Source organism: Candidatus Mycalebacterium sp. (assembly GCF_977828045.1).
The window spans coordinates 100,523-119,270 of record NZ_CDWCUL010000006.1 but is presented as its reverse complement, the minus strand read 5'-3'; the positions used below and the strand labels follow the sequence as shown (position 1 = coordinate 119,270).

Below are 18,748 nucleotides of genomic sequence, written 5' to 3'. Positions count from 1 at the left end.
CCCGCTTTTCGCCCGTTTGCGGGTGTTTCAGCGGCGGAAAATATGCGTTTTTGTTCGTGTTTCCCCTGCAAAGCGGGCAACGCGGTCGGTTTTTTGCGCATCTGTTTTTGAGAGAGTTTTGAAATGGCACTTCTTTTGACAGCGCCCGTGCTTTTGTCGATTTTGCTCGCCGCCAATATCGGAGCCAATAACTCCGCCGCCGCGATGGCTTCGTCCTACGGCGCGGGAGCGAGGACAAAGAGACAGGCGGTCTGGCTCATAGCGGTTTTTGCGATTCTGGGCGCGGTGGTCGCGGGAGCCCCCGTTGTCGAGACGATGGGCAAGGGCATCGTTCCCCCCTCGGTGTTTGAGTCTGAAGTCATACTCACGATTGCCGTGCTTGTTATTGCGCTTGTTTTCGTTTCGTGGGCAAATGTTTCAAAGATTCCGGTCGCCACAACGCATGCGATTGTCTGCTCAATCGCGGGCATAGGGCTTTTCTTCGGCACTCTCAACGAGGGTCGTTTTTACGAAATAATCGGCTGGTGGATAGCCGCGCCCGTGCTTTCATGGGCGGTCGGTTTTTTTGTCGGCAGATTTCTGTATTACAAAATTCTCAACTATCTGGTTGAAAATTTTTCAGAGGACTCAGTCGGAAGAGTGTTGAAATGGTGCATAACCGTTTCGGGAACTTTCCTCGCTTTTTCGGCGGGGGCGAACAATTCCGCCAACGCCGTGGGTCCCATTGTGGGGCTTGGAATTATTGACTCCTTCTGGGGCTCTCTGCTGGCGGGAGTGGCAATGGCGGCGGGCGCGCTTCTTCTCGGCGGAAGGGTTCTTGAAACCGTGGGAAAGGAAATAACCGAAATCTGTCTGATAAGGGCAATAACGGTTGAAGCGACTGCGGCGGTGATAATAGTGGTGGCGTCTCTGTCGGGAATTCCGGTTTCAATAACCGAGATAGTAATGGCGGGAATTCTGGGCTTTTCCTGCGCACAGCACGGTTTCGCAAAGACCGCGAAAAACCGCCACGTGCTCAAAATAGCGTTTTTCTGGATCGCGGTGCCGTTTATCACGGTTGGAATCGGATATGCGGCGAGCATGCTTCTTGTGGTAAAATAGGGGCGGAAAGATGAAATTCACCCGTGAACAGGTTGAGGAGCTTAACAGGCGGTTTGAGGACAAGGGGCCCGAAGAGGTTCTTTCGTGGGCAATCGCCAAGCTTCATCCCAAAGTCGCGCTCGCGACAAGTTTTCAGTCTCAGGGCTCGGTTGTGCTTGACATCCTTCTGGGCGTCAATCCGGGCGCGCGCGTTTTTACAATTGACACATTGCGGCTCAATCCCGAAACTCACGAAACAATGGAGAAGGTCAGGCAAAAATACGGCATTGAAGTGGAAGTTCTCACGCCCGACCCCGCCGAGGTTGAGGAAATGGTTTCCGCGCACGGCATGGATCTTTTCTACAAAGGGGTGGAAAACAGGCATTTGTGCTGCGGCATAAGGAAGGTGAACCCCTTGCGCAAATACCTCTCAGGCGTTGACTGCTGGATAACCTCTCTGCGCAGAGACCAGACCGGGCGCCGGGCGGAAGCGCAAAAATTTGAAATAGACGACATTCACGGCGGGATTTTAAAAATCAACCCCATTGTGGACTGGACCGAGGAGCGCGTCTGGGACTATGTGAAATCAAACGATGTTCCCTACAACAAACTGTATGACATGGGCTACACCTCTATCGGCTGTGCGCCGTGCACGCGCGCAATTTCCCCCGGAGAAGACTCAAGAGCCGGCAGATGGTGGTGGGAATCGGATTCCGACAAGGAATGCGGCATACATTTTGTCCATGAAGAAACCGTTCCGGGCGAAGACAAAAACTAAAAATCCGCAGATGAGTGAAAACAAACCCAGCTCCGCCTCTCCGTCCTTTCCCGTGGAAAATCTCAACCCCGAACAGTTTGAGGCGGTTTGCCACACGGGCGGGCATATTCTTGTTTTTGCGGGAGCGGGTTCGGGTAAAACCCGCGTTCTTACAAGCCGTATAGCGTTTCTCATAAATGAAAAAGGCGTGTCCCCCTCGGAAATTCTCGCCGTTACCTTCACAAACAAGGCGGCGCGCGAGATGAAAAACAGGGTGGAGAATTTTGTTCCCGATAAAATTTCGGGCATATGGCTCGGAACTTTTCATTCAATCTGCTCACGCATACTGCGCAACGACATTGAAAAACTGGGGCTTGGATATACAAGCGGCTTTGTGATTTACGACACAAACGACCAGATGAGCGTGTTGAAGAAAATCCTCACGGAAATGGGGATAGACGAAAAAATTCTGCCGCCCCGGGTTGTGAGAAGCCGAATTGAAAGATTCAAAAGAGACAACAGTTTTCCGCCCCTGCGGAACTCATTTTCTCCGGGCGAAAAAGATGTTTTGGAAAAAATGGAAGTGATGAAAAAATACGCCGCCGCCCTGGAAAGCGCCAACGCGCTTGATTTTAACGATTTGCTTTCTTTTGTCGCGCAACTTTTTGAGAAAAACTGCGATGTTCTGGAAAAATACAGAGACCGTTTCAAACACATTCTTGTTGACGAATATCAGGACACGAACCGCGTTCAGTATCAATTTATAAAAATGCTCGGGCAGGACAACGCTGAAATTTGCGCGGTCGGCGATGACAGTCAGTCAATTTACGGATGGCGCGGAGCGGAAATTAAAAATATTCTGGGTTTCGCCGATGATTTTCCCGGTTCAAAAATAGTTCATCTTGAAAAAAATTACCGCTCAACCGCGAACATACTTGACGCGTCCAACGCCGTTATAGGTAACAATGTTTTCGGCGTAAAGAAAAATATGCGCACCGACCGCGACAGCGGCGAGCCGATAGGGATTTATGAGGCGCGCAACGAGTTTGACGAGGCGGATTTCGTGGTTTTAAAAATTAAATCGCTTGTGGAAACAGGCGATTTTTCACCGGGTGATTTCGCCATTCTTTACCGCACAAACAGCAAATCCCGCCTTATTGAAGAAAGGTTTTTCAAAGAAGACGGAATTTCCTGCGTTGTTGTCGGCGCTTTGAGTTTTTACGCCCGCGCAGAAATAAAGGATTTAATTTCCTATATGCGTCTTCTTTTAAATCCCGCCGATGACGCCGCGGTTTTGAGAATAATAAATACCCCGTCGAGGGGAATAGGGGGCACGACTGTTGAGAAACTTTCGGAATTCGCGTCTTCAAACGGAATTTCAATAATGGAGGCAATTCGCCGCACCCCGCAAGGGAATTTTTTGAAAGAAAGAGCCGTCCGCGCGGTCGGGAAATTTGCGCTTATGATTGAAAACCTCTCACAATTCGCCCGGGGCAGGGGGGCGGCTGAGACTCTCAAAGAGGTTGTTGAAAAAACCGGTTACCGTGAATTTCTTCAAAAGGATGAAAATAAAAAAGAAAACGTTGATGAGTTTGTAAATTCCGCGCATGAGTTTGACAAGCGCGAGGAGGGCGAAGCGGATTTCCGGAATTTTGTTGAGCAGGTGGCACTCGCGAGTGATTTGGACACGGAGACCGGAGACGATACGGTAAAACTCATGACACTTCACGCGTCCAAAGGGCTTGAGTTTCCGGTTGTTTTTATAGTCGGCGTGAACGAAAATGTGATTCCGTTGGTTCGCGATGACAGCGACATTGAGGAGGAAAGGCGGGTTTTTTATGTGGGTATGACGCGCGCGAAAAAGCGTCTTTTTCTGTGCTATCCGATTCAAAGGAATTTTTACGGAAAAAAGGAGTCAATGATCTCCTCGCAGTTTTTTGACGAAATCCCCGATGAATTAAAAATGTATGAAAATTTCAAGCCGGCGTTTCGTTTTCGCCCGGAAACGGAGCCGGATGACGATACTCAGCCGCTTTTTGTTCCCGCTCCCGAAAATTCGCACGAGGTCGCGGACGGTTTTGCCGCGGGCGGTTTTGTTCTCCATAATAAATTCGGGCGCGGAAAAATTGTGAAGGTTGAAGGCATGGGTGACAATGCTGATATAACGGTTTCATTTCCGTCCGCGGGCACGAAAAGAATTCTCGCCTCTTTTCTCAAAAAACTGTGATTTTTATTTCTTTTTCTTTTTGTAGAGAAAAAGCTGCCATTTTTCCTCAGACATTCCGGCGGCGTCCATTTCAGCCCGCGCCAGAGTGAAGAAAAGATCCGAAAGGCGGTTTATGTAGGCGGCGATAGCCGAATTTACCTCGTCCTGTTTCATAAGCGAAACAAGTTTGCGCTCGCCTCTTCTTATCTGCGTTCTTACGATATGGCACAAAGCCGATATTTCATTTCCGCCGGGAAGCAGAAAATAGTCCGAAGGGGACGACATATTTTCTTCAAGCTCGTCCACCCATTTTTCGCAAAATTCCGCGCCGTCAACAGGCAGGGGGTTTGTGTTTTTTTTGTGCGAATCCGACGGACGCGCCAGATGCGACATCATATCCATCATGTCTTTCTGTATTTTATGCAACCCGGGCTGCCACCGGTGTTTTTCTCCAAGTTTGGAACGCAAAAGCCCGATTGTTGAATTCGCCTCATCAAGCGTTCCGTAGCACTCGACCCGCGTGTCATCTTTGTCAACACGCCTTCCGCCGAAAAGCGCCGTTTTTCCGGCGTCTCCCTTTTTTGTGTAAATCTTCATTTTACAGCCTCCATTTTTCCCGTTCGCGTGTAATTTGCGCCTATGGCTTCGGAGAATTTTGACGCTGCGCCTATTTTTACAAACCCCGTTTCGGTGTCAACCACGGTTGTTTTTGCGCGCGCGCCGATAATTGTTTTGAATTTTTTAACGCTGTCTTCAAAGGGCTCTTTTCCGTTTTCGCAGAAATTAATTCTTCCGTCCGTGAATATGAACAGCGCGGAGTTATTCTTTTTCGCGCTGCGCGATTTTTTCAGCATTTTCCCCGCGAGCGCAATCCCCGCGCTCATGTTTGTTCTGCCTCCGGTTTTAAGTTCGGCGAGGTTGGAAATTAATTTCTCCGCATCCGTGCCCGGCGGTGAAAAAATCCGCGCGCTGTCCTCATAAAGAGCCACTCCTGAAAACTCCATAACTTTCCCCCTGTTTTTCCGGGCAGTTTCGCCAATGATTTTTTTTGCGTGTGAAATTTGTTTTCCAAGCGCCATTGAACCGCTTGAATCAACGATAAAAACAACCTTCATATTTCCGCGTCCGCGCTCTATTTTATTTTTTTCGGAAAACTCTCCGCGCATCATATAATTCCGCGCTGTTTCATAGACGTCTATTTTTTCCATGCTCTGTTTTCCGTTTCGCGCGGCGGCGTTTATCTCTTCGGAATCAACCCGCCCGCGCCGTGCGGCCGGAGGGTCGGTTTCTATTTTCATCGCACAAAAATCACCGTTCGCGGCGAACAGTTTTTCATTTCTCGGAAACCATCCGTAATCGGAAAGCGATTCGGAAACGTCTTTTATTTCGTGTTGTTCCGCGCTGTTTTTTAAGTCGCGGTTCTCAGGTTGGGAATTTTCGGAGTTTTTTTTTCCTCATCCGCCGGAGTTTGAGCGCGGTGTCGCAAAACAAAAGGCGCTACCTTTTCCACATCACCCGCGGCCGTCTCATTCCCGCCCTCAAGAGCGGCGAGGGCGCGCGCCGCTTTTACAATCAGTATGTCGGCTCTCATTCCCTCCGCCCCGCTTGAAAGGGCAATTTCCGATGCTCTGTCAAAAATTTCCTCTCCGACAGCCACATCGTCCAGATTTTCCACCGCTTTAATTATTTTGTTTCGCAGTTTTTTCTGTTCTTTTTCAAAACCCGCGCAAAAAACCTCCGGGTCGGAGTCAAACTCCATTCTTCTGCGCGCCACGGTTTTGCGCGTTTGCGGGTCATCCGGGGATTTTATTTCAACGCAAAGCCCGAATCTGTCCAGAAGTTGAGGCCTGAGTTCGCCTTCCTCGCTGTTCATTGTTCCCACGAGGCGAAAGCGCGACTTCACTTTCCGGGAAATTCCGTCTCGCTCAAGCATGTATTCGCCCGCCGCCGCGGCATCAAGCAGAATGTCCGTCAGATAGTCGTCAAGCAGGTTGACTTCGTCTATGTAAAGGATTCCGCCGTCCGCCTGTTCAAGAAGCCCGGAGCGGACGATTTGCCGCTTTTCATTTATCAGTTTTTCCAAATCAACGGCTCCGAGAACCCTGTCTTCGGTGGCGCCGATGGGCAGGTTAATTACGGGGAAATTCAAATCCGCATCCGAAAGCATGTCTCCAATGGCGCGGACCGCCGTTGTTTTTCCGGTCCCCTTTTCGCCGCACGCGAGAACTCCGCCTATTTGCGCGTCAACAGCGCAGAGCATAAGTGCGAGTTTCAGGTCGTCCTGCCCGCATATCGCCGCGAAAGGGAAGATTTTTGCCGTTTTTTCAGACATCCGGTTTTTCAGGATACCACACAATTTGCCCGTCCGCCGACACAAGAGCGAGCGTGAGAGCGCCGTTGAACCTTTTCCGGCAGTGTTTCTGGCACTGTTTAAGAAGTTCGGAATAGAACGGCTCACCCGCCCGGACGGGGAAAATCTCTTCAAGACGCCGCGCTATGTTCAGTTTTTGAATTCTTTCCACCGCATTTTTATCCGCGCCCGCTTTTTTCGCCGTTTTCGCCATAAGCTCCTTGTTCCATTCACTTTTTCCACTGTGAGTGTCCATATCCCCACTTGCGAGTTTCACCGCCTTTCCAATCATTGTAACAAGGGTCAGGTCTTGTATTCCGCTCTTTTGAGTCGCATCAAGCAGTCTGCCAATCCAGTTGCCGTATTGGACAAAAGCGTAGTCAGGCAAGGCGGGAAACTGTTTGCGGAGGATCTTTTCGCTTCTTCCGCCCGATGAGGCGGCCAGATGGGCGCATCCGTTTTCAGACGCTATTTTGACCGCCTGAATTATGCTTGCCACATAGGACGCGCTTGAGAATGGCCGCACTATTCCCGTTGTGCCGATTATGGATATTCCGCCTTCAATGCCGAGCCGCGAATTGAGGGTTTTTTTAGCGAGTTTTTCACCTTCCGGCACAAAAACCGTTATTTCCGCGCCCGCATTTTCGCGTCCGTTTTTTTTAAGCAGTCCGCCAACCGCTTCGGCAATCATTTTTCTCGGAACTCTGTTTATTGCCGGCTCACCCACTTTTATTCCAAGACCCGAAAGAGTTACGGTTCCCACTCCCTTGCCCGTGAGAAAACGGATTTTCCCCGTGCTGTTGAGAGAAACCTTGCTGCCGATTACCGCGCCGTGCGTAACATCAGGGTCATCTCCCGAATCCTTAACGGTTGTGGCGGATGCGCTGTTTTTTCCGTATTTGCAATCGTTAATTTTGAAATCAGCCGTTTTTCCGCCGGGCAGTTCAATTTTCACCTCTTTTATTTTTTTTCTCTCAAATATGCTCATAACCGCCGCTTTTGCACATGCGGTCGCGCACGCTCCCGTGGTTAGTCCCGTTTTCATTTTTTTCAGGTTTTCAGGGGGCGGACTAAGACACATTTTTAATTTCCCTCACGGCGCGGATTAAATCTTTTTCCGAAGAAACCGCACGGTTGAAAAGCGGTTTTACGGGGCGTTTTATAACGGCGATTTTTACGCCCGTTTCAATGGCGGCTTTTATTTTGGCGTTCTGTCCCCCGCTGTTCCCGCTTTCTTTTGTTACGACTGATTTTATTTTCAGTTTTTCGAAAAACATTTTTTCTTTTTTAATGTCCCGATGCGGCATTTCCATTACAAGACGGTTTTTTGGAAAACCCGCTTTTTCCGCAACCGCGACCGAAGTTTCACGCGGCAGAATGCGGGCGTAGCACACGCATCCGTTTTCCCAGAGCGGTTTTAACTCTTCAAGCGTTTGAACACCGCTTAAAATCAGACGCGCGCCTTTGCGGTTTTTTAATTTTTTGACCGCGTCCGCGTAGCTTTCGCAATAGCAAACAAGCCGGTGATTTATTCTTTGCGGATATTTTCTTTCAAATCTTATTACGGGAATTTCCATTTTTCGCGACATTTCCGAAACAGTCGCGTGCAAATGGCGTGCGAACGGATGCGCGGCATTTATGATGAGTTTGATTTTATTTTTTTTGGCAAATTGCGGCAACGATTTGCCGTTCAAATCCCCGTGTATGTATTCGCAGAACTCAGACGGCTGAAAATCCGTTTTTGTTTTAGTGGAATAAAAATAGCGCGTTTTTTGTTTGTCCAACGCCGCCGCCGCCTTTTTCCCCTCCGTTGTTCCGCCAAATACCATAATGTCCGGCGTTCGCAATTCCTTTTTTTTCTCCGCCCGAAACAGATGCCGCCACTGCGGATGGTAAAGCCGCGAGCGCGTGCCGCTTTTCGCGAGCGCGTCTCCGACAACAATAAGAACGGTTCGGGTGAGTTTATTTTCGCGGATTATGTCCGCCAAATCCTTTAATTCACCGCGCCAAATTCTTTCGTCCTCCCATGTCGCGCGGTAAAGAATGGCAACGGGAGTTTCGGGGCTGTAATGTTCAAGCAGTTGATTTTGCACTTTCCGCCCCATTTTAGCGCTAAGAAAAATGCACATAGTCGCGCGGTGCTTTGCCATTTCAGAAAGTTTTTCACCTTTTGGCATGGGAGTTTTTCCTTCGCCTCTGGTGAGAATTATTGACTGTGAAATTTCGGGCGCGGTAAACTCCGTCTCAAGCCGCGCGGCCGCCGCCTGAAAAGATGAAACTCCCGGCACAATCACATATTCCATCTTTTTCTTGTCCAGAATTTCCATCTGCTCACGGGTCGCTCCGTAAATTGACGGGTCTCCGGAATGAAGGCGGACAATCAACGCGCCTTTTTTGTAAAACTTTTCCATAAGTTTTGTTTGCGTTTCAAGCGTCATAACGGCGGAGTTTTTCACTGTGGCGGAGGGTTTTACATTTTTTATCAGATTTTCCGGCACGAGACTTCCCGCGTAAAGAATCAAATCCGCCCGCCGTATTAAATCCCGTCCCTCAACCGTTATAAGGCGCGGGTCTCCGGGTCCCGCGCCAACTATCGCCACGAGAGACGGGCGCGGATTTTCCGCAACCGCAAACGTGTATTTTTTGCCGGACGGCAGGGTTGTTTTTGTTTTTTCAACGATGAGTTTTTTCGCTCCCGAAACCGCGAGTGCGGCGGGCTCGCAAACGCCGTCCGTTCCGGTTTTTTTCTTCACTATCGCAGACGGGTTTGGCTTGGGGATTTTTGCCAGATGTTTTTCATCGTAAACGCGAAAGGGAATTTTAAGTTTTTCCGCAAGCGCGGCAAAAGCGGGCTCGGATTCTTTTATTTTCGCCGAAGCAATCACGGCGACCTCAAAAAGCGAAAACCCGCGCGCTTTCATTTCTTTTTCAAACGATTTTATAAAATCGTCCGGCTCCACGCCTTTTTGGCTTCCAAGTCCCACGAAAAGGGATTTCGGCCGGGTTTCGGTCGCCGTTGTGATAACGGGCTCGGCTCCGATAATTTTTGCCGTTTTTTCCGCGAGTTTGTTGGCTCCGCCCTCGTGTCCCGACAGAACTGACTGTGCGAAAAGTTTGTCTTCGGAAACATTTACGACCGCCGGGTCGGTTTTTTTATTTTTTATGTTCGGCGCAATACAGCGGACGCAAATTCCAAGCGCGCCTATGAAAATAAACCCGTCATATTTCCCGAAGTTTTCCGCCGTAAAAACGCCGATTGATTTTACGGTTTTAATCCCCGCGCCTTTTCGGGTTGAAACAATGTCGGCAAGAGTTTTTCCGTCCGGGATTTCTTTCGCGATTTCGCGGGCAATTTTTGTTCCCGCCACCGAGACTGCTATTATTGCGATTTTTTTCATCTTTTCACCGCGCTTAAAATCTCAATATTTCCCGTGGTCACGCACGCTTCAAATTCAAACCCCGCTTCCTCCGCGCGCGCACGGAATGTTTTTCCGCTTTTTTCCGTAACGCTGTTGAGAACAATTTTTCCGCCCGCCCGCATGATTTTTCCGAGAATTTCCATCATCTCTCCGAGTCGCCCGCCGTGCCCGCCTATAAAAACCGCATCCGGCGCGGGCAGTTTTTCCGGCGAGGATTTAAAAAAATCGCCCATCACAACTTTTATTCCGGGCGCGGAAAAATTTTTCGCGTTTTTTTCAATCAGTTTTTCACAAAGCGGATTTTTTTCAAAAGCCGTAACACGCACGCGCGGAAAACGGCGGCGCGCCTCAATTGAAACCGACCCCGTGCAAAATCCGATGTCCCAAAAATGCTCAAACTTTCCAAGTTCAAGGCGCTCAATTGCCCGTGCGCGGGCGGGCGGTTTTGTTATCATTCCGGGTCTGCCCGGAAGCGTTTCAAACTGTTTTTCCTCCCGCTCCGGCGCCGCAGTTTTTTCAAGTATTACGGCGCACGGCTGGCGGAAATCGCTTCGCGCGGTCTCTTTGAGCGTGAGTGCGCGGATTTTTTCGTCTTTTTCCCCGAGGTTTTCCCCCGTTACGCATTTGTAGTTCTCAAATCCGTATTCAATCATTCGCCGCGCCGCGGAATCCGGCGAGTTCACGGCATCGGTAAGAAGTCCCGTGAGTTTCTCTCCCGCTATCAAAGCCGCGTCAAGTTCGTGCCAGTCCCGCCCGTGAACCGAAGCAAAAGCGATGTTTTCACAAATGATGTCCGCTTTGCGCAAGAGAGTCTCTATGCTGCTCGGAGCGCGAAAAACCTTTAACTTGCGCTTGGGGCGCAGTTTTTTTATTGTGGAACCGATTCCGTAAAAAAGCGGGTCGCCGGATGCGAAAATAACAATCGTTCCGCCCCGGGTGTCCAGATGGCGGTCGTAAGCGCGCAGGGTTTTTTCAATGTCGCCGTCCATATCTATCCACCGCGCGCCTTCGGGAAGCAAATCGCGGACTTTTTCAAAATGCCTTTTTCCGCCGGAAAAAACGCGTGCACTCCGCACGGCTTCGGCGGCTTTTTCGGGCAAAGTGAATCTTCCGCCCTCGCACGTTATTCCTATGGCGGTCAATTCCGGCTCTGTGGCTGCTGGCGGAGATTTCCTCATAACTCAAAATATACATACGCGCCCGCGATTGAAAAAACGCGCTTGCCCCCTATACTATCTCACTCCCGCTATCCCCCACCCGCGCCTTCGGTGGCGGGAACGCCCGATGGTGAAAAAAACCAAACTTAAAAATGCCAAATCGTCCGTGCTCTTCAACCGCGCCAAAAATGTTCTTGTGGGTGGAGTGAACAGCCCCGTGCGCTCTTTCAGCGCGGTCGGCGGCTCGCCGCTTTTCGTCTCAAAAGCAAAAGGCGCAACGGTTTACGATCCGGACGGCAACCGCTACACGGACTACATCGCGTCATGGGGTCCGCTCATAATCGGGCACGCCCACCCCTCGGTTATTCGCGCCGTAACGTCCGCCGCCCGCGCGGGAACAAGTTACGGTGTTTCGTGCGAGCCGGAGATTGAGCTCGCGAAAATTGTTACAAAATCTTTCAAATCGGTGGAAAAAGTCAGAATGACCAATTCCGGAACCGAAGCCCTTATGAGCGCCGTGCGTCTTGCCAGAGCGTTCACACGGCGCGACCTGATTGTGAAGTTTGACGGTTGCTATCACGGCCATGCCGATCATCTGCTTGTAAAAGCCGGTTCGGGAGCGGCAACCTTCGCCCGTCCGGGTTCGTCCGGCGTGCCCAATGCGTTTACCGCGCAAACGCTCACGGCAAAATACAACGACACGGATTCAGTGAAAAAACTTTTCGCGTGGCGCGGCGGAAAAATCGCCGCAATTGTGGTTGAGCCGGTCGCGGGAAACATGGGAGTTGTTCCTCCCGCACGGGGTTTCTTGAGGTTCCTGCGAAAAATCTCGCGTGAGCGCGGCGCGCTTTTGATTTTTGACGAAGTCATAACGGGCTTCCGCTTGCGCGGCAAAGGGGGCCTGGGCGCGCAGGGGCTTTACGGCGTAACGCCGGACATAACCTGCCTCGGCAAAATCATCGGGGGAGGGCTTCCGGTTGGCGCCTTCGGGGCGCGAAAAGAGATTATGGACATGGTGTCGCCTCTGGGTCCCGTGTATCAGGCGGGAACGCTTTCGGGTAATCCGCTCGCGGTCGCGGCGGGGATAGCCACAATCACGGGCATCGGCGCACGCGGATATGAAAAGATTGACCGCCTCGCGTCCTCCCTCGCGCAAGGCACGGCGGACGCGGCGCGAAAAAACGGCGTTTGCGTTACGGTCAATCGGGTTGGCTCAATGCTGACGGTCTTTTTTTCGCCCGACCCCGTTACGGACTACGTCTCCGCTCTGCGTTGCGACACCGGGAAATTCAGCGTTTTTCACTCCGCCCTGCGCTCAAAAGGTGTTCTTTTTCCGCCCTCTCAGTTTGAGGCGGCTTTTGTTTCAACGGCGCACACCGAAAGGGATATTCAAAAAACAATCAAAGCGATTGAATACGCTTTCGGGCGTGTTTGCGCGGGGGGCGGGCGATGAGGGGCGAACGATGAAAAATAGGTGGATGGTTTTCGCGGTTGTGGGGATTGAGTTCGCAGTCGCGGTTTCCACAGGGCTTCTCGCGGGCGACTGGATTGACGCGAAAATGGCAAACCAGACGCCGTATATGACGGTTGCGGGGCTTATTCTTGGTACGGTTTGCGGAATGATTTTGCTCTTTAGAACGCTCGGGAGGTTCGGATGAGAGCGCTCGAAGGGTTCGCTTTCGTGTTTGCCGCGCTCTCCGCGCTCATAGGATGGGTGTTTTTCGGAGGCGGTTTCGCGTTTGCCGCCGCGTGTTCAGGCGCGCTGTTCGCGGCTGATGTGTTGGTTCTGCGGCTCATAGTTTCAGCGTTCACGGGACGGGGTGAAAAGGGCAAAATTTCAAGCGTGCGGGCGGGAGTTTTGTTCTTTATGAAAATCGCGGTTTTTGCGGGAATTGTGGTTTTTCTGGTTAAGGTTGCAAGTTTGGATATTATAGGTTTTACTACGGGTCTGACCGCCGGGGTTGCGGGAGTTATAACGGCGGGTCTTACTAAGAACAGTGGAACATTTTAGTTGGTTTTATTTGCTGGGGCTGGGTCGCTTTGACCATATAATCGGGCTCGGAGTGGTGGTTTCTTTTCTTGTTGTAACGGGGTTGCTTTTCAAAAAAAGCGTGTCCGCCGACACCTCGGATTTGCCCTCGGACAGGGTGTCTTTCAGGAATTTCGTTGAGTTAATAGGCATAGATTTTCTGCTCTCAATGCTCACAAACATTCTCGGCTCGCGTGAGAAGGCAAAACACTATTTCCCTCTGCTTGCGGGCTCATTTTTCTTCATACTTTTTTGCAATTTGCTCGGAGTTGTGCCGGGCTTTCTTCCGCCGACCGGTACGCTCAACACAACGCTCGCGTTCGGGATTCTGATTTTCATAATGTATAACTTCTACGGCTTTCGCGCGCATGGCGCAGGCTACGTGCGGCAGTTTTTAGGTCCGGTCGCGTTTCTTGCTCCGCTGATGCTCATAATTGAGCTTGTGAGCCACGTTGTGCGCCCCCTTTCGCTCTCTCTGCGGCTGTTTATGAACATCACGGGCGACCACATGGTTATGGGTGTTTTTATGAATTTGACGCATTTCATCGTGCCCGTGATTTTTATCGGGCTCGGCATATTTGTCAGTTTTCTTCAGGCGTTTATATTTACCGTGCTTTCCGCAATCTATATCGGGCTTGCGGAGTCGCACCACTGATTTTATTTTGGAGATAACCTTCAAGGAGGAAGTAAGATGAAAAGGTTTGTTTTTATTGTTACCGGTCTTTTAGTTACCGGTGTTTTTTCTTTCGCGCCGGAAGCGGCCGCGGCATCCGGAGAAACGGGTGATCTTGCCAAACTCGGCATCGGGCTCGGAGCGGGGCTCGGGATAGGCATCGCGGCGGCGATTGCCGGACTCGGTCAGGGGCGCGCCACGGCGGCGGCTCTTGAAGGAATAGCGAGAAACCCCGGCGCGGCGTCAAAGATTCAGACGCCGATGATTATCGGTCTCGCCCTTATTGAGTCGCTCGTTATTTACGCGCTTCTCATTGCGTTTCTGCTTCAGAGCAAGATCTGATTTCGTCGGGACAGACGCATAAACTCCGCTATTGAAGGAGCCGGATTTTTTTCCGGCTCCGCGCGGTTTTTACTTTCAGAAAAGTTGTATTTGAGGACTAACTCCTCATTTATTTCCGTATTTCTCTTTCACGAATTCAGCCGCCTGCTTTTTGGTTTTGAGGCGGTTTTCAAGTTGCGCTTCTTCAATTTCGGCGAGGATTTTTGAAAACTCCGGTCCGGGTTCAAAGCCCATTTTGATTAAATCCTTTCCCGTCAAAATCGGTTTTGGCTTGATTTCCTCTTCGCCCATTTCTTCCAATTTCGTTTTGGCGAACTCATACGCATCGGTCATTCCGTGGCTCGCGAGGCAGTCCGCAAGGTGGAGCGCAAGATGCTCCTCAAAATACGGCATTCCGAGAAACCGCTTGAGCGTGCTCTGCCTCATTTTGAAAATATCCTTGAATTTCAAATGATGGCGCACAAGTTCCGATATTCTCTCAACCTGCTTGTTTGAAAACCTCAGGCGGCGGCAGATTTTTTTCGCCATTGCCGCCCCGACCCTGTCATGGCCGTTGAAACGTATTCTGTCGCTGTTCTCAAAAGTCGGCGGTTTGCCGACATCGTGAAGCAACGCCGCGACCGCGAGCTCTCCCGAACGCTCCGGTGAGTCTTCCGCCAACTTGTCCAGAACAATCTGTGTGTGAACAAACACATCGCCTTCGGGGTGGAATTCGGGCGGCTGTTCAACGCCTGCCATTGCGTCCGCTTCGGGCAGAACATGAGCGAGAAGCCCCATTTTGCGCAAAAGCCCCAGCCCGCGCCCGCTGTTTCTGTGCGTTAGAATTTTCACAATTTCATCGCGCGCCCTTTCCGCACTCACTTCCTCTATGAAACGCGAATTTTTCACAATCGCCCTGAAAGTGCGCGGCTCAATCTCAAAACCCAAATCCGCCGCGAAACGCGCCGCCCGCAGCATTCTCAGGCGGTCTTCAGCGAACCGCCGCTCCGGCTCGCCGATGGTTCTCACAATCTTCGCCTCCAGATCTTTCCGCCCGCCGACGTAGTCAAAAATCTCCCCGTTTTCAGGGTCAAGCAGAAGCCCGTTTATCGTAAAATCCCTTCTCTCCACATCATCTTTTTCGCTCGTTCCGTAAGACACCGTTTCGGGGTGCCTGCCGTCTTTGTAATCAAAATCCTTACGGAAAGTCGCCACTTCAAAACTGTCAGACCCCTTTGAGACTATAATCACACCGAAGCTTTCGCCCACCGCAACGGTGCGTGGAAAAATCTTCCGCACCTCTTGCGGGGTCGCGCTCGTGGTGAGGTCAAAATCACCCGCCGCGAGCCCGCACAGCATATTCCTCACGCACCCGCCCACCATAAACGCGGAATGCCCCGCATCTTTGAGCGAGCGCACAACGCCCCCCGCTTTTTTGAAAAGCGGCTCGGAAAAATATCCGGTGTCTATTTCTGCATGGTTTTGCGGCATTTGGGGTTTCCTTGTTTTAAGAGCGGGCGCGCTTGTATATTATACCGCTCAAAAGCGGAAAACTTTTTGTTCATCCGCGCCGGAGTTTTAATGCTTCCCGACACATTGCCCGAAATGATAAAAGCCAGAGTGTCCGAAAACGGCCCGTCCCTTCTCGTCCAGAAGCGGGACGGCTGGAGTTGGAAACAGATAACCTGGAAGGATTTTGAGACGGACGTGCGCAGCATCGCTGCCTTTCTCGCGGGAGACGGTTTCAAGTCCGGAGACCGGGCGTTTTTTGAGTGCGGCGGCGCGTATGAAGGGCTTGTCTCCGAAACCGCCGTTCTTATGCTCGGCGGGGTCGCGGTAAGCGGGTTTGCTCCGGGCTCGCGCGATACGGCGGGCGCGAAGGCGGCGTTTGCCGCGACTCCCGAATCCGCCGCGGAATTTGCCTCGGGCGGAGCCAAAAAAGCGATTTTTCTTTCCAAATCCGGCGGCTCCAAACCGGGCGGCGCAGTTGTTGATTTCAGAGCCGCGCTCAAATTCGGTTTTCTTAAAAGCAAAAAATTGACCGATGAACTGAGCGCGATGTTCTCGTCCGTCGGTGCGGATGCGCCCGCCATTGAAGTTCGGGGGCGGGAAAGCGAGCCGCAAACATTTTCCCAAAGCGGTTTTATGCGCGCTCTTGATTCCGCGCTCACCGGCGCGGCTTTAAGCGGGGACTCTCAGGTGTTCTGCCACCTTCCGCGAGCCGATATGTTTTCGCGCGCGGTGAGGTTTCTCCCTCTCTGCGCGTCAGCGCGTCTGGCGGCGGCGGAAAGCGAGGCGGACTTCTTTGCGGACATTCTTGAAATTATGCCGACCGCGGTGTTTCTTGATTCGGACGGCATTAAAAACGCCGCCCGGCTCGCGGAAGGAAGATCCGCTTTCGGCGGACGGCTTGAGCGCATCTTTACAGATGCCGCGCCAAACGGCGAAATCGCGGAGTTCTATTCGCAAAAAAAAGTGGAGGTGTCGGAAATCTTTTTCCGCGCCGTTTGAATTCGGTTAGAATGGTTTTTCCGCGAGTGAAAACAAAAATAATGGGAAAACAAGTTCTTGCCGCGATTTTTCTCGCGTCCGCGCTTTTTATTGCGAACGGCTCGGCCGCGAAACCATACGGAGGAAAGAAAATGCCGGAAACAAAACAGTGGGACACCCCGCCCGAAATGAGCATAGACACTTCAAAAATCTATGTCGTGGAGATTGAGACAAACAGAGGCAAGATCACGCTTGAGCTGTATCCCGAACACGCGCCGAAAACGGTCAACAACTTCGTGTTTCTCTCCGGTGAGGGGTTTTACAACGGCGTTGTTTTTCACCGCGTCATAGCGGATTTTATGGTTCAGGGCGGCGACCCCTCGGCAACCGGCAGCGGCGGTCCCGGATACAGGTTTGAGGACGAAACGGCGGGCAGTCCGCTTGTCCACTCACGCGGCGTAATTTCAATGGCGAACTCCGGTCCCGACACGAACGGAAGCCAGTTTTTCATAACCCATTCGCCCCAGCCGCACCTGAACGGACGCCACACGGTTTTCGGCAAAGTTATTGACGGAATGGACGTTGTGGACGCCATACAACAGGGCGACAAAATGGAAAAAGTTACCGCCGCCGGGCGGTAGCGCGCAAATGGCGAACCCCGAACACATTGAAGCGGTAAAAAAAGGCGCGGGCGAATGGAACCTCTGGCGCGGTGAAAATCCGGACTCTACGCCCGACCTCTCGTGGGCGGACATTTCAGAAACAGACCTTGCGGGCGCGAATCTTGCGGGCGCGAACATGAAACTCGCGTTCTGCAAAGGGTGTGATTTCACCGGAGCCGATTTCACCGGAGCCAACCTTTACGGAGCCAACCTTGAAGGCGCAAATCTTGCGGGCGCGAACATGAAAAACGCCGACCTTGAAGGCGCGCACCTCATCGGCGCGAACATTGACGAAGCGGACACCGAAGGCGCGAATATGCGTTTTGCCAAAACCGAGGGGCATCAATATTGACCGAAAAACTTCCCTCGTTTGACGACTTCACGGGCGACAAAATCTACGGCGTCAGCGAACTGAACGCGCTCATCGGCTCGGCGGTCAGGGGGGCGGGCGGCGGTTTTGTCTGGGTTGAGGGCGAAATAACGGATTTCACCGCGCACCGGAGCGGGCATTGGTATTTCTCCCTTCGGGACGAAAACAGCGAAATTCGCGCCGCGTGCTGGAAGCGGAACACTTTTAATATCGGCTTCATTCCTGAAAACGGAATGAAGGTTCTGTGCCGTTGTCAAACCGATTTTTACGAACGGCGCGGCACGGTCAATCTTTCAATCCTCACACTTGAGCCGCGCGGAGCCGGAGCCGAAGCGCTTGCGCTCAAACAACTTCTCGCCAAACTTGAAAAAGAAGGGCTTTTCGCGCCCGAAAGGAAAAAGCCGCTGCCGTTTCTCTGCCGCAAAATCGGGGTTGTAACCGCGCCCTCAAGCGCGGCTCTGGCGGACATCATCAAGGTCGCGCACGGCAGGTTTCCAAACCTTGAAATAACCGTTTCGCCCGCGTCTGTTCAGGGCGAATCCGCGCCTGCGGAAATTGCGCTCGCCCTGAGCCGTCTGGAAAAAACCGGTGTTGACATCGTCATTGTCGCGCGCGGCGGGGGCGGGGGCGAAGACCTTTCGGCTTTCAACACGGAGATTGTCGCCCGCGCCATGGCGGGCTGTTCAAAGCCGGTTGTCTCGGCGGTCGGTCATGAGACCGATATAACCGCGTCAGATCTTGCGGCTGATGCCCGCGCGGCAACGCCGTCCGCGGCGGCGGAAATGGCGGTTGCGGTCAAGGCGGATATGGTCGGGGGTCTCACGGAGATTCGGCGGCGGCTCGGCGCCGCTCTTGAAAACGCGCTTTCCTACGCGGCGATGGATTTGGACGCGGTTTCCGATTCCCTTGTCCGCGCCGCGCGGTCGCATCTTGCGGAAACGCAATACGAACTGTCCGCGCTTGCCATGCGTTTTGACGGTTTGAGTCCGCTTGCGACTCTGGAGCGCGGATATTCGGTTGCCCGCACAACGGGGTCGGACAAGCCCGTTACGGACGCGTCTTCGCTCCGCAAAGGCGATGAACTTAAAATCAGATTTGCCAAAGGCGCGGCTCTTGCCGAAGTGAAAAAACTTTCAGAAAAGTGAATAGAACCGCCCCGTCCCGTGAAAAACTGAATGTGTCCGTGCAAAGCGAGGACACAATTCAAAAAATCTTCCGCGCGGCGCAAAAGTTA

The 18,748-nt window shown here is 52.0% G+C and carries 19 protein-coding genes; 12 read left to right on the top strand and 7 right to left on the bottom strand.

All coding sequences use genetic code 11. The features are described 5' to 3' along the window. Nucleotides 1-123 precede the first annotated feature (123 nt). Genes ACY430_RS01310 through ACY430_RS01300 form a run of 3 tightly spaced genes read left to right on the top strand, consistent with a single transcriptional unit; the run spans nucleotide 124 to nucleotide 4,064 of the window. Nucleotides 124-1,101 carry an anion permease gene (locus tag ACY430_RS01310; protein ID WP_462137101.1) on the top strand — a complete coding sequence of 326 codons (978 nt, stop codon included), beginning with the start codon at nucleotides 124-126 and terminating at the stop codon, nucleotides 1,099-1,101. 10 nt (nucleotides 1,102-1,111) lie between these two features. After that, entirely contained in the window at nucleotides 1,112-1,858 is a 747-nt protein-coding gene (locus tag ACY430_RS01305) for a phosphoadenylyl-sulfate reductase (RefSeq protein WP_462137100.1), read from the top strand. A 10-nt stretch (nucleotides 1,859-1,868) separates the two neighbouring features. Then, complete coding sequence (locus ACY430_RS01300) at nucleotides 1,869-4,064, top strand: ATP-dependent helicase (RefSeq protein WP_462137099.1); 2,196 nt, start codon at nucleotides 1,869-1,871, stop codon at nucleotides 4,062-4,064. Nucleotides 4,065-4,067: 3 nt separating this feature from the next. Here ACY430_RS01300 and ACY430_RS01295 read toward each other — a convergent pair whose 3' ends face one another. The 6 genes from ACY430_RS01295 to cbiE form a co-directional block, all read right to left on the bottom strand. Next, nucleotides 4,068-4,640 (bottom strand): cob(I)yrinic acid a,c-diamide adenosyltransferase, encoded by a 573-nt coding sequence (locus ACY430_RS01295; RefSeq protein WP_462137098.1) that lies wholly within the window; start codon nucleotides 4,638-4,640, stop codon nucleotides 4,068-4,070. After that, on the bottom strand, nucleotides 4,637-5,341 hold the full coding sequence (locus ACY430_RS01290; RefSeq protein WP_462137097.1) for a vWA domain-containing protein: 705 nt from the start codon (nucleotides 5,339-5,341) through the stop codon (nucleotides 4,637-4,639). Before ACY430_RS01290 ends, ACY430_RS01295 begins: the two co-directional genes overlap by 4 nt. A 110-nt stretch (nucleotides 5,342-5,451) precedes the next feature. Then, complete coding sequence (locus ACY430_RS01285) at nucleotides 5,452-6,375, bottom strand: ATP-binding protein (protein ID WP_462137096.1); 924 nt, start codon at nucleotides 6,373-6,375, stop codon at nucleotides 5,452-5,454. After that, entirely contained in the window at nucleotides 6,368-7,474 is a 1,107-nt protein-coding gene (locus tag ACY430_RS01280; protein WP_462137095.1) for a cobalt-precorrin-5B (C(1))-methyltransferase, read from the bottom strand. The genes ACY430_RS01285 and ACY430_RS01280 overlap by 8 nt, the downstream gene beginning before the upstream one ends. Next, nucleotides 7,464-9,791 carry a precorrin-4 C(11)-methyltransferase gene (cobM, locus tag ACY430_RS01275; RefSeq protein ID WP_462137094.1) on the bottom strand — a complete coding sequence of 776 codons (2,328 nt, stop codon included), beginning with the start codon at nucleotides 9,789-9,791 and terminating at the stop codon, nucleotides 7,464-7,466. The genes ACY430_RS01280 and cobM overlap by 11 nt, the downstream gene beginning before the upstream one ends. Next, nucleotides 9,788-10,990 (bottom strand): precorrin-6y C5,15-methyltransferase (decarboxylating) subunit CbiE, encoded by a 1,203-nt coding sequence (cbiE, locus tag ACY430_RS01270; protein WP_462137093.1) that lies wholly within the window; start codon nucleotides 10,988-10,990, stop codon nucleotides 9,788-9,790. Before cbiE ends, cobM begins: the two co-directional genes overlap by 4 nt. 106 nt (nucleotides 10,991-11,096) lie before the next feature. Between cbiE and hemL the strand changes: the two genes are divergently transcribed. The 5 genes from hemL to ACY430_RS01245 are packed head-to-tail and all read left to right on the top strand — an operon-like array spanning nucleotide 11,097 to nucleotide 14,013. Further along, nucleotides 11,097-12,422, top strand: coding sequence for a glutamate-1-semialdehyde 2,1-aminomutase (gene hemL / locus ACY430_RS01265; protein ID WP_462137092.1), 1,326 nt, complete (start codon nucleotides 11,097-11,099; stop codon nucleotides 12,420-12,422). Between the two features lie 10 nt (nucleotides 12,423-12,432). After that, nucleotides 12,433-12,627, top strand: coding sequence for an AtpZ/AtpI family protein (locus ACY430_RS01260; protein ID WP_462137091.1), 195 nt, complete (start codon nucleotides 12,433-12,435; stop codon nucleotides 12,625-12,627). Next, nucleotides 12,624-12,980, top strand: a complete 357-nt coding sequence (locus tag ACY430_RS01255; RefSeq protein ID WP_462137090.1) for a hypothetical protein — start codon at nucleotides 12,624-12,626, stop codon at nucleotides 12,978-12,980. The genes ACY430_RS01260 and ACY430_RS01255 overlap by 4 nt, the downstream gene beginning before the upstream one ends. Beyond that, nucleotides 12,967-13,653, top strand: coding sequence for a F0F1 ATP synthase subunit A (gene atpB, locus ACY430_RS01250; RefSeq protein WP_462137089.1), 687 nt, complete (start codon nucleotides 12,967-12,969; stop codon nucleotides 13,651-13,653). The genes ACY430_RS01255 and atpB overlap by 14 nt, the downstream gene beginning before the upstream one ends. A gap of 36 nt (nucleotides 13,654-13,689) precedes the next feature. Next, complete coding sequence (locus tag ACY430_RS01245; protein ID WP_462137088.1) at nucleotides 13,690-14,013, top strand: ATP synthase F0 subunit C; 324 nt, start codon at nucleotides 13,690-13,692, stop codon at nucleotides 14,011-14,013. A gap of 105 nt (nucleotides 14,014-14,118) precedes the next feature. On the opposite strand, the gene ACY430_RS01240 is transcribed toward ACY430_RS01245, so the two are convergent. Further along, nucleotides 14,119-15,483, bottom strand: a complete 1,365-nt coding sequence (locus ACY430_RS01240) for a CCA tRNA nucleotidyltransferase (protein ID WP_462137087.1) — start codon at nucleotides 15,481-15,483, stop codon at nucleotides 14,119-14,121. A 90-nt stretch (nucleotides 15,484-15,573) separates the two neighbouring features. Between ACY430_RS01240 and ACY430_RS01235 the strand changes: the two genes are divergently transcribed. The 4 genes from ACY430_RS01235 (at nucleotide 15,574) to xseA (ending at nucleotide 18,659) form a co-directional block, all read left to right on the top strand. Continuing rightward, nucleotides 15,574-16,503, top strand: coding sequence for an acyl-CoA synthetase family protein (locus ACY430_RS01235; RefSeq protein WP_462137086.1), 930 nt, complete (start codon nucleotides 15,574-15,576; stop codon nucleotides 16,501-16,503). Nucleotides 16,504-16,670: 167 nt separating this feature from the next. Next, complete coding sequence (locus ACY430_RS01230) at nucleotides 16,671-17,123, top strand: peptidylprolyl isomerase (RefSeq protein WP_462137144.1); 453 nt, start codon at nucleotides 16,671-16,673, stop codon at nucleotides 17,121-17,123. A 7-nt stretch (nucleotides 17,124-17,130) separates the two neighbouring features. Beyond that, entirely contained in the window at nucleotides 17,131-17,496 is a 366-nt protein-coding gene (locus ACY430_RS01225) for a pentapeptide repeat-containing protein (protein ID WP_462137085.1), read from the top strand. After that, nucleotides 17,493-18,659 carry an exodeoxyribonuclease VII large subunit gene (gene xseA / locus ACY430_RS01220; protein WP_462137084.1) on the top strand — a complete coding sequence of 389 codons (1,167 nt, stop codon included), beginning with the start codon at nucleotides 17,493-17,495 and terminating at the stop codon, nucleotides 18,657-18,659. The genes ACY430_RS01225 and xseA overlap by 4 nt, the downstream gene beginning before the upstream one ends. Nucleotides 18,660-18,748 lie beyond the last annotated feature (89 nt).

Bases quoted from the DNA above. Each gene is read 5' to 3' on its own strand.
- ACY430_RS01310 (WP_462137101.1), top strand. From the start codon at position 124: ATGGCACTTCTTTTGACAGCGCCCGTGCTTTTGTCGATTTTGCTCGCC.
- ACY430_RS01305 (WP_462137100.1), top strand. From the start codon at position 1,112: ATGAAATTCACCCGTGAACAGGTTGAGGAGCTTAACAGGCGGTTTGAG.
- ACY430_RS01300 (WP_462137099.1), top strand. From the start codon at position 1,869: ATGAGTGAAAACAAACCCAGCTCCGCCTCTCCGTCCTTTCCCGTGGAA.
- ACY430_RS01295 (WP_462137098.1), bottom strand. From the start codon at position 4,640: ATGAAGATTTACACAAAAAAGGGAGACGCCGGAAAAACGGCGCTTTTC.
- ACY430_RS01290 (WP_462137097.1), bottom strand. From the start codon at position 5,341: ATGAAAATAGAAACCGACCCTCCGGCCGCACGGCGCGGGCGGGTTGAT.
- ACY430_RS01285 (WP_462137096.1), bottom strand. From the start codon at position 6,375: ATGTCTGAAAAAACGGCAAAAATCTTCCCTTTCGCGGCGATATGCGGG.
- ACY430_RS01280 (WP_462137095.1), bottom strand. From the start codon at position 7,474: ATGTGTCTTAGTCCGCCCCCTGAAAACCTGAAAAAAATGAAAACGGGA.
- cobM (WP_462137094.1), bottom strand. From the start codon at position 9,791: ATGAAAAAAATCGCAATAATAGCAGTCTCGGTGGCGGGAACAAAAATT.
- cbiE (WP_462137093.1), bottom strand. From the start codon at position 10,990: ATGAGGAAATCTCCGCCAGCAGCCACAGAGCCGGAATTGACCGCCATA.
- hemL (WP_462137092.1), top strand. From the start codon at position 11,097: ATGGTGAAAAAAACCAAACTTAAAAATGCCAAATCGTCCGTGCTCTTC.
- ACY430_RS01260 (WP_462137091.1), top strand. From the start codon at position 12,433: ATGAAAAATAGGTGGATGGTTTTCGCGGTTGTGGGGATTGAGTTCGCA.
- ACY430_RS01255 (WP_462137090.1), top strand. From the start codon at position 12,624: ATGAGAGCGCTCGAAGGGTTCGCTTTCGTGTTTGCCGCGCTCTCCGCG.
- ACY430_RS01245 (WP_462137088.1), top strand. From the start codon at position 13,690: ATGAAAAGGTTTGTTTTTATTGTTACCGGTCTTTTAGTTACCGGTGTT.
- ACY430_RS01240 (WP_462137087.1), bottom strand. From the start codon at position 15,483: ATGCCGCAAAACCATGCAGAAATAGACACCGGATATTTTTCCGAGCCG.
- ACY430_RS01235 (WP_462137086.1), top strand. From the start codon at position 15,574: ATGCTTCCCGACACATTGCCCGAAATGATAAAAGCCAGAGTGTCCGAA.
- ACY430_RS01230 (WP_462137144.1), top strand. From the start codon at position 16,671: ATGAGCATAGACACTTCAAAAATCTATGTCGTGGAGATTGAGACAAAC.
- ACY430_RS01225 (WP_462137085.1), top strand. From the start codon at position 17,131: ATGGCGAACCCCGAACACATTGAAGCGGTAAAAAAAGGCGCGGGCGAA.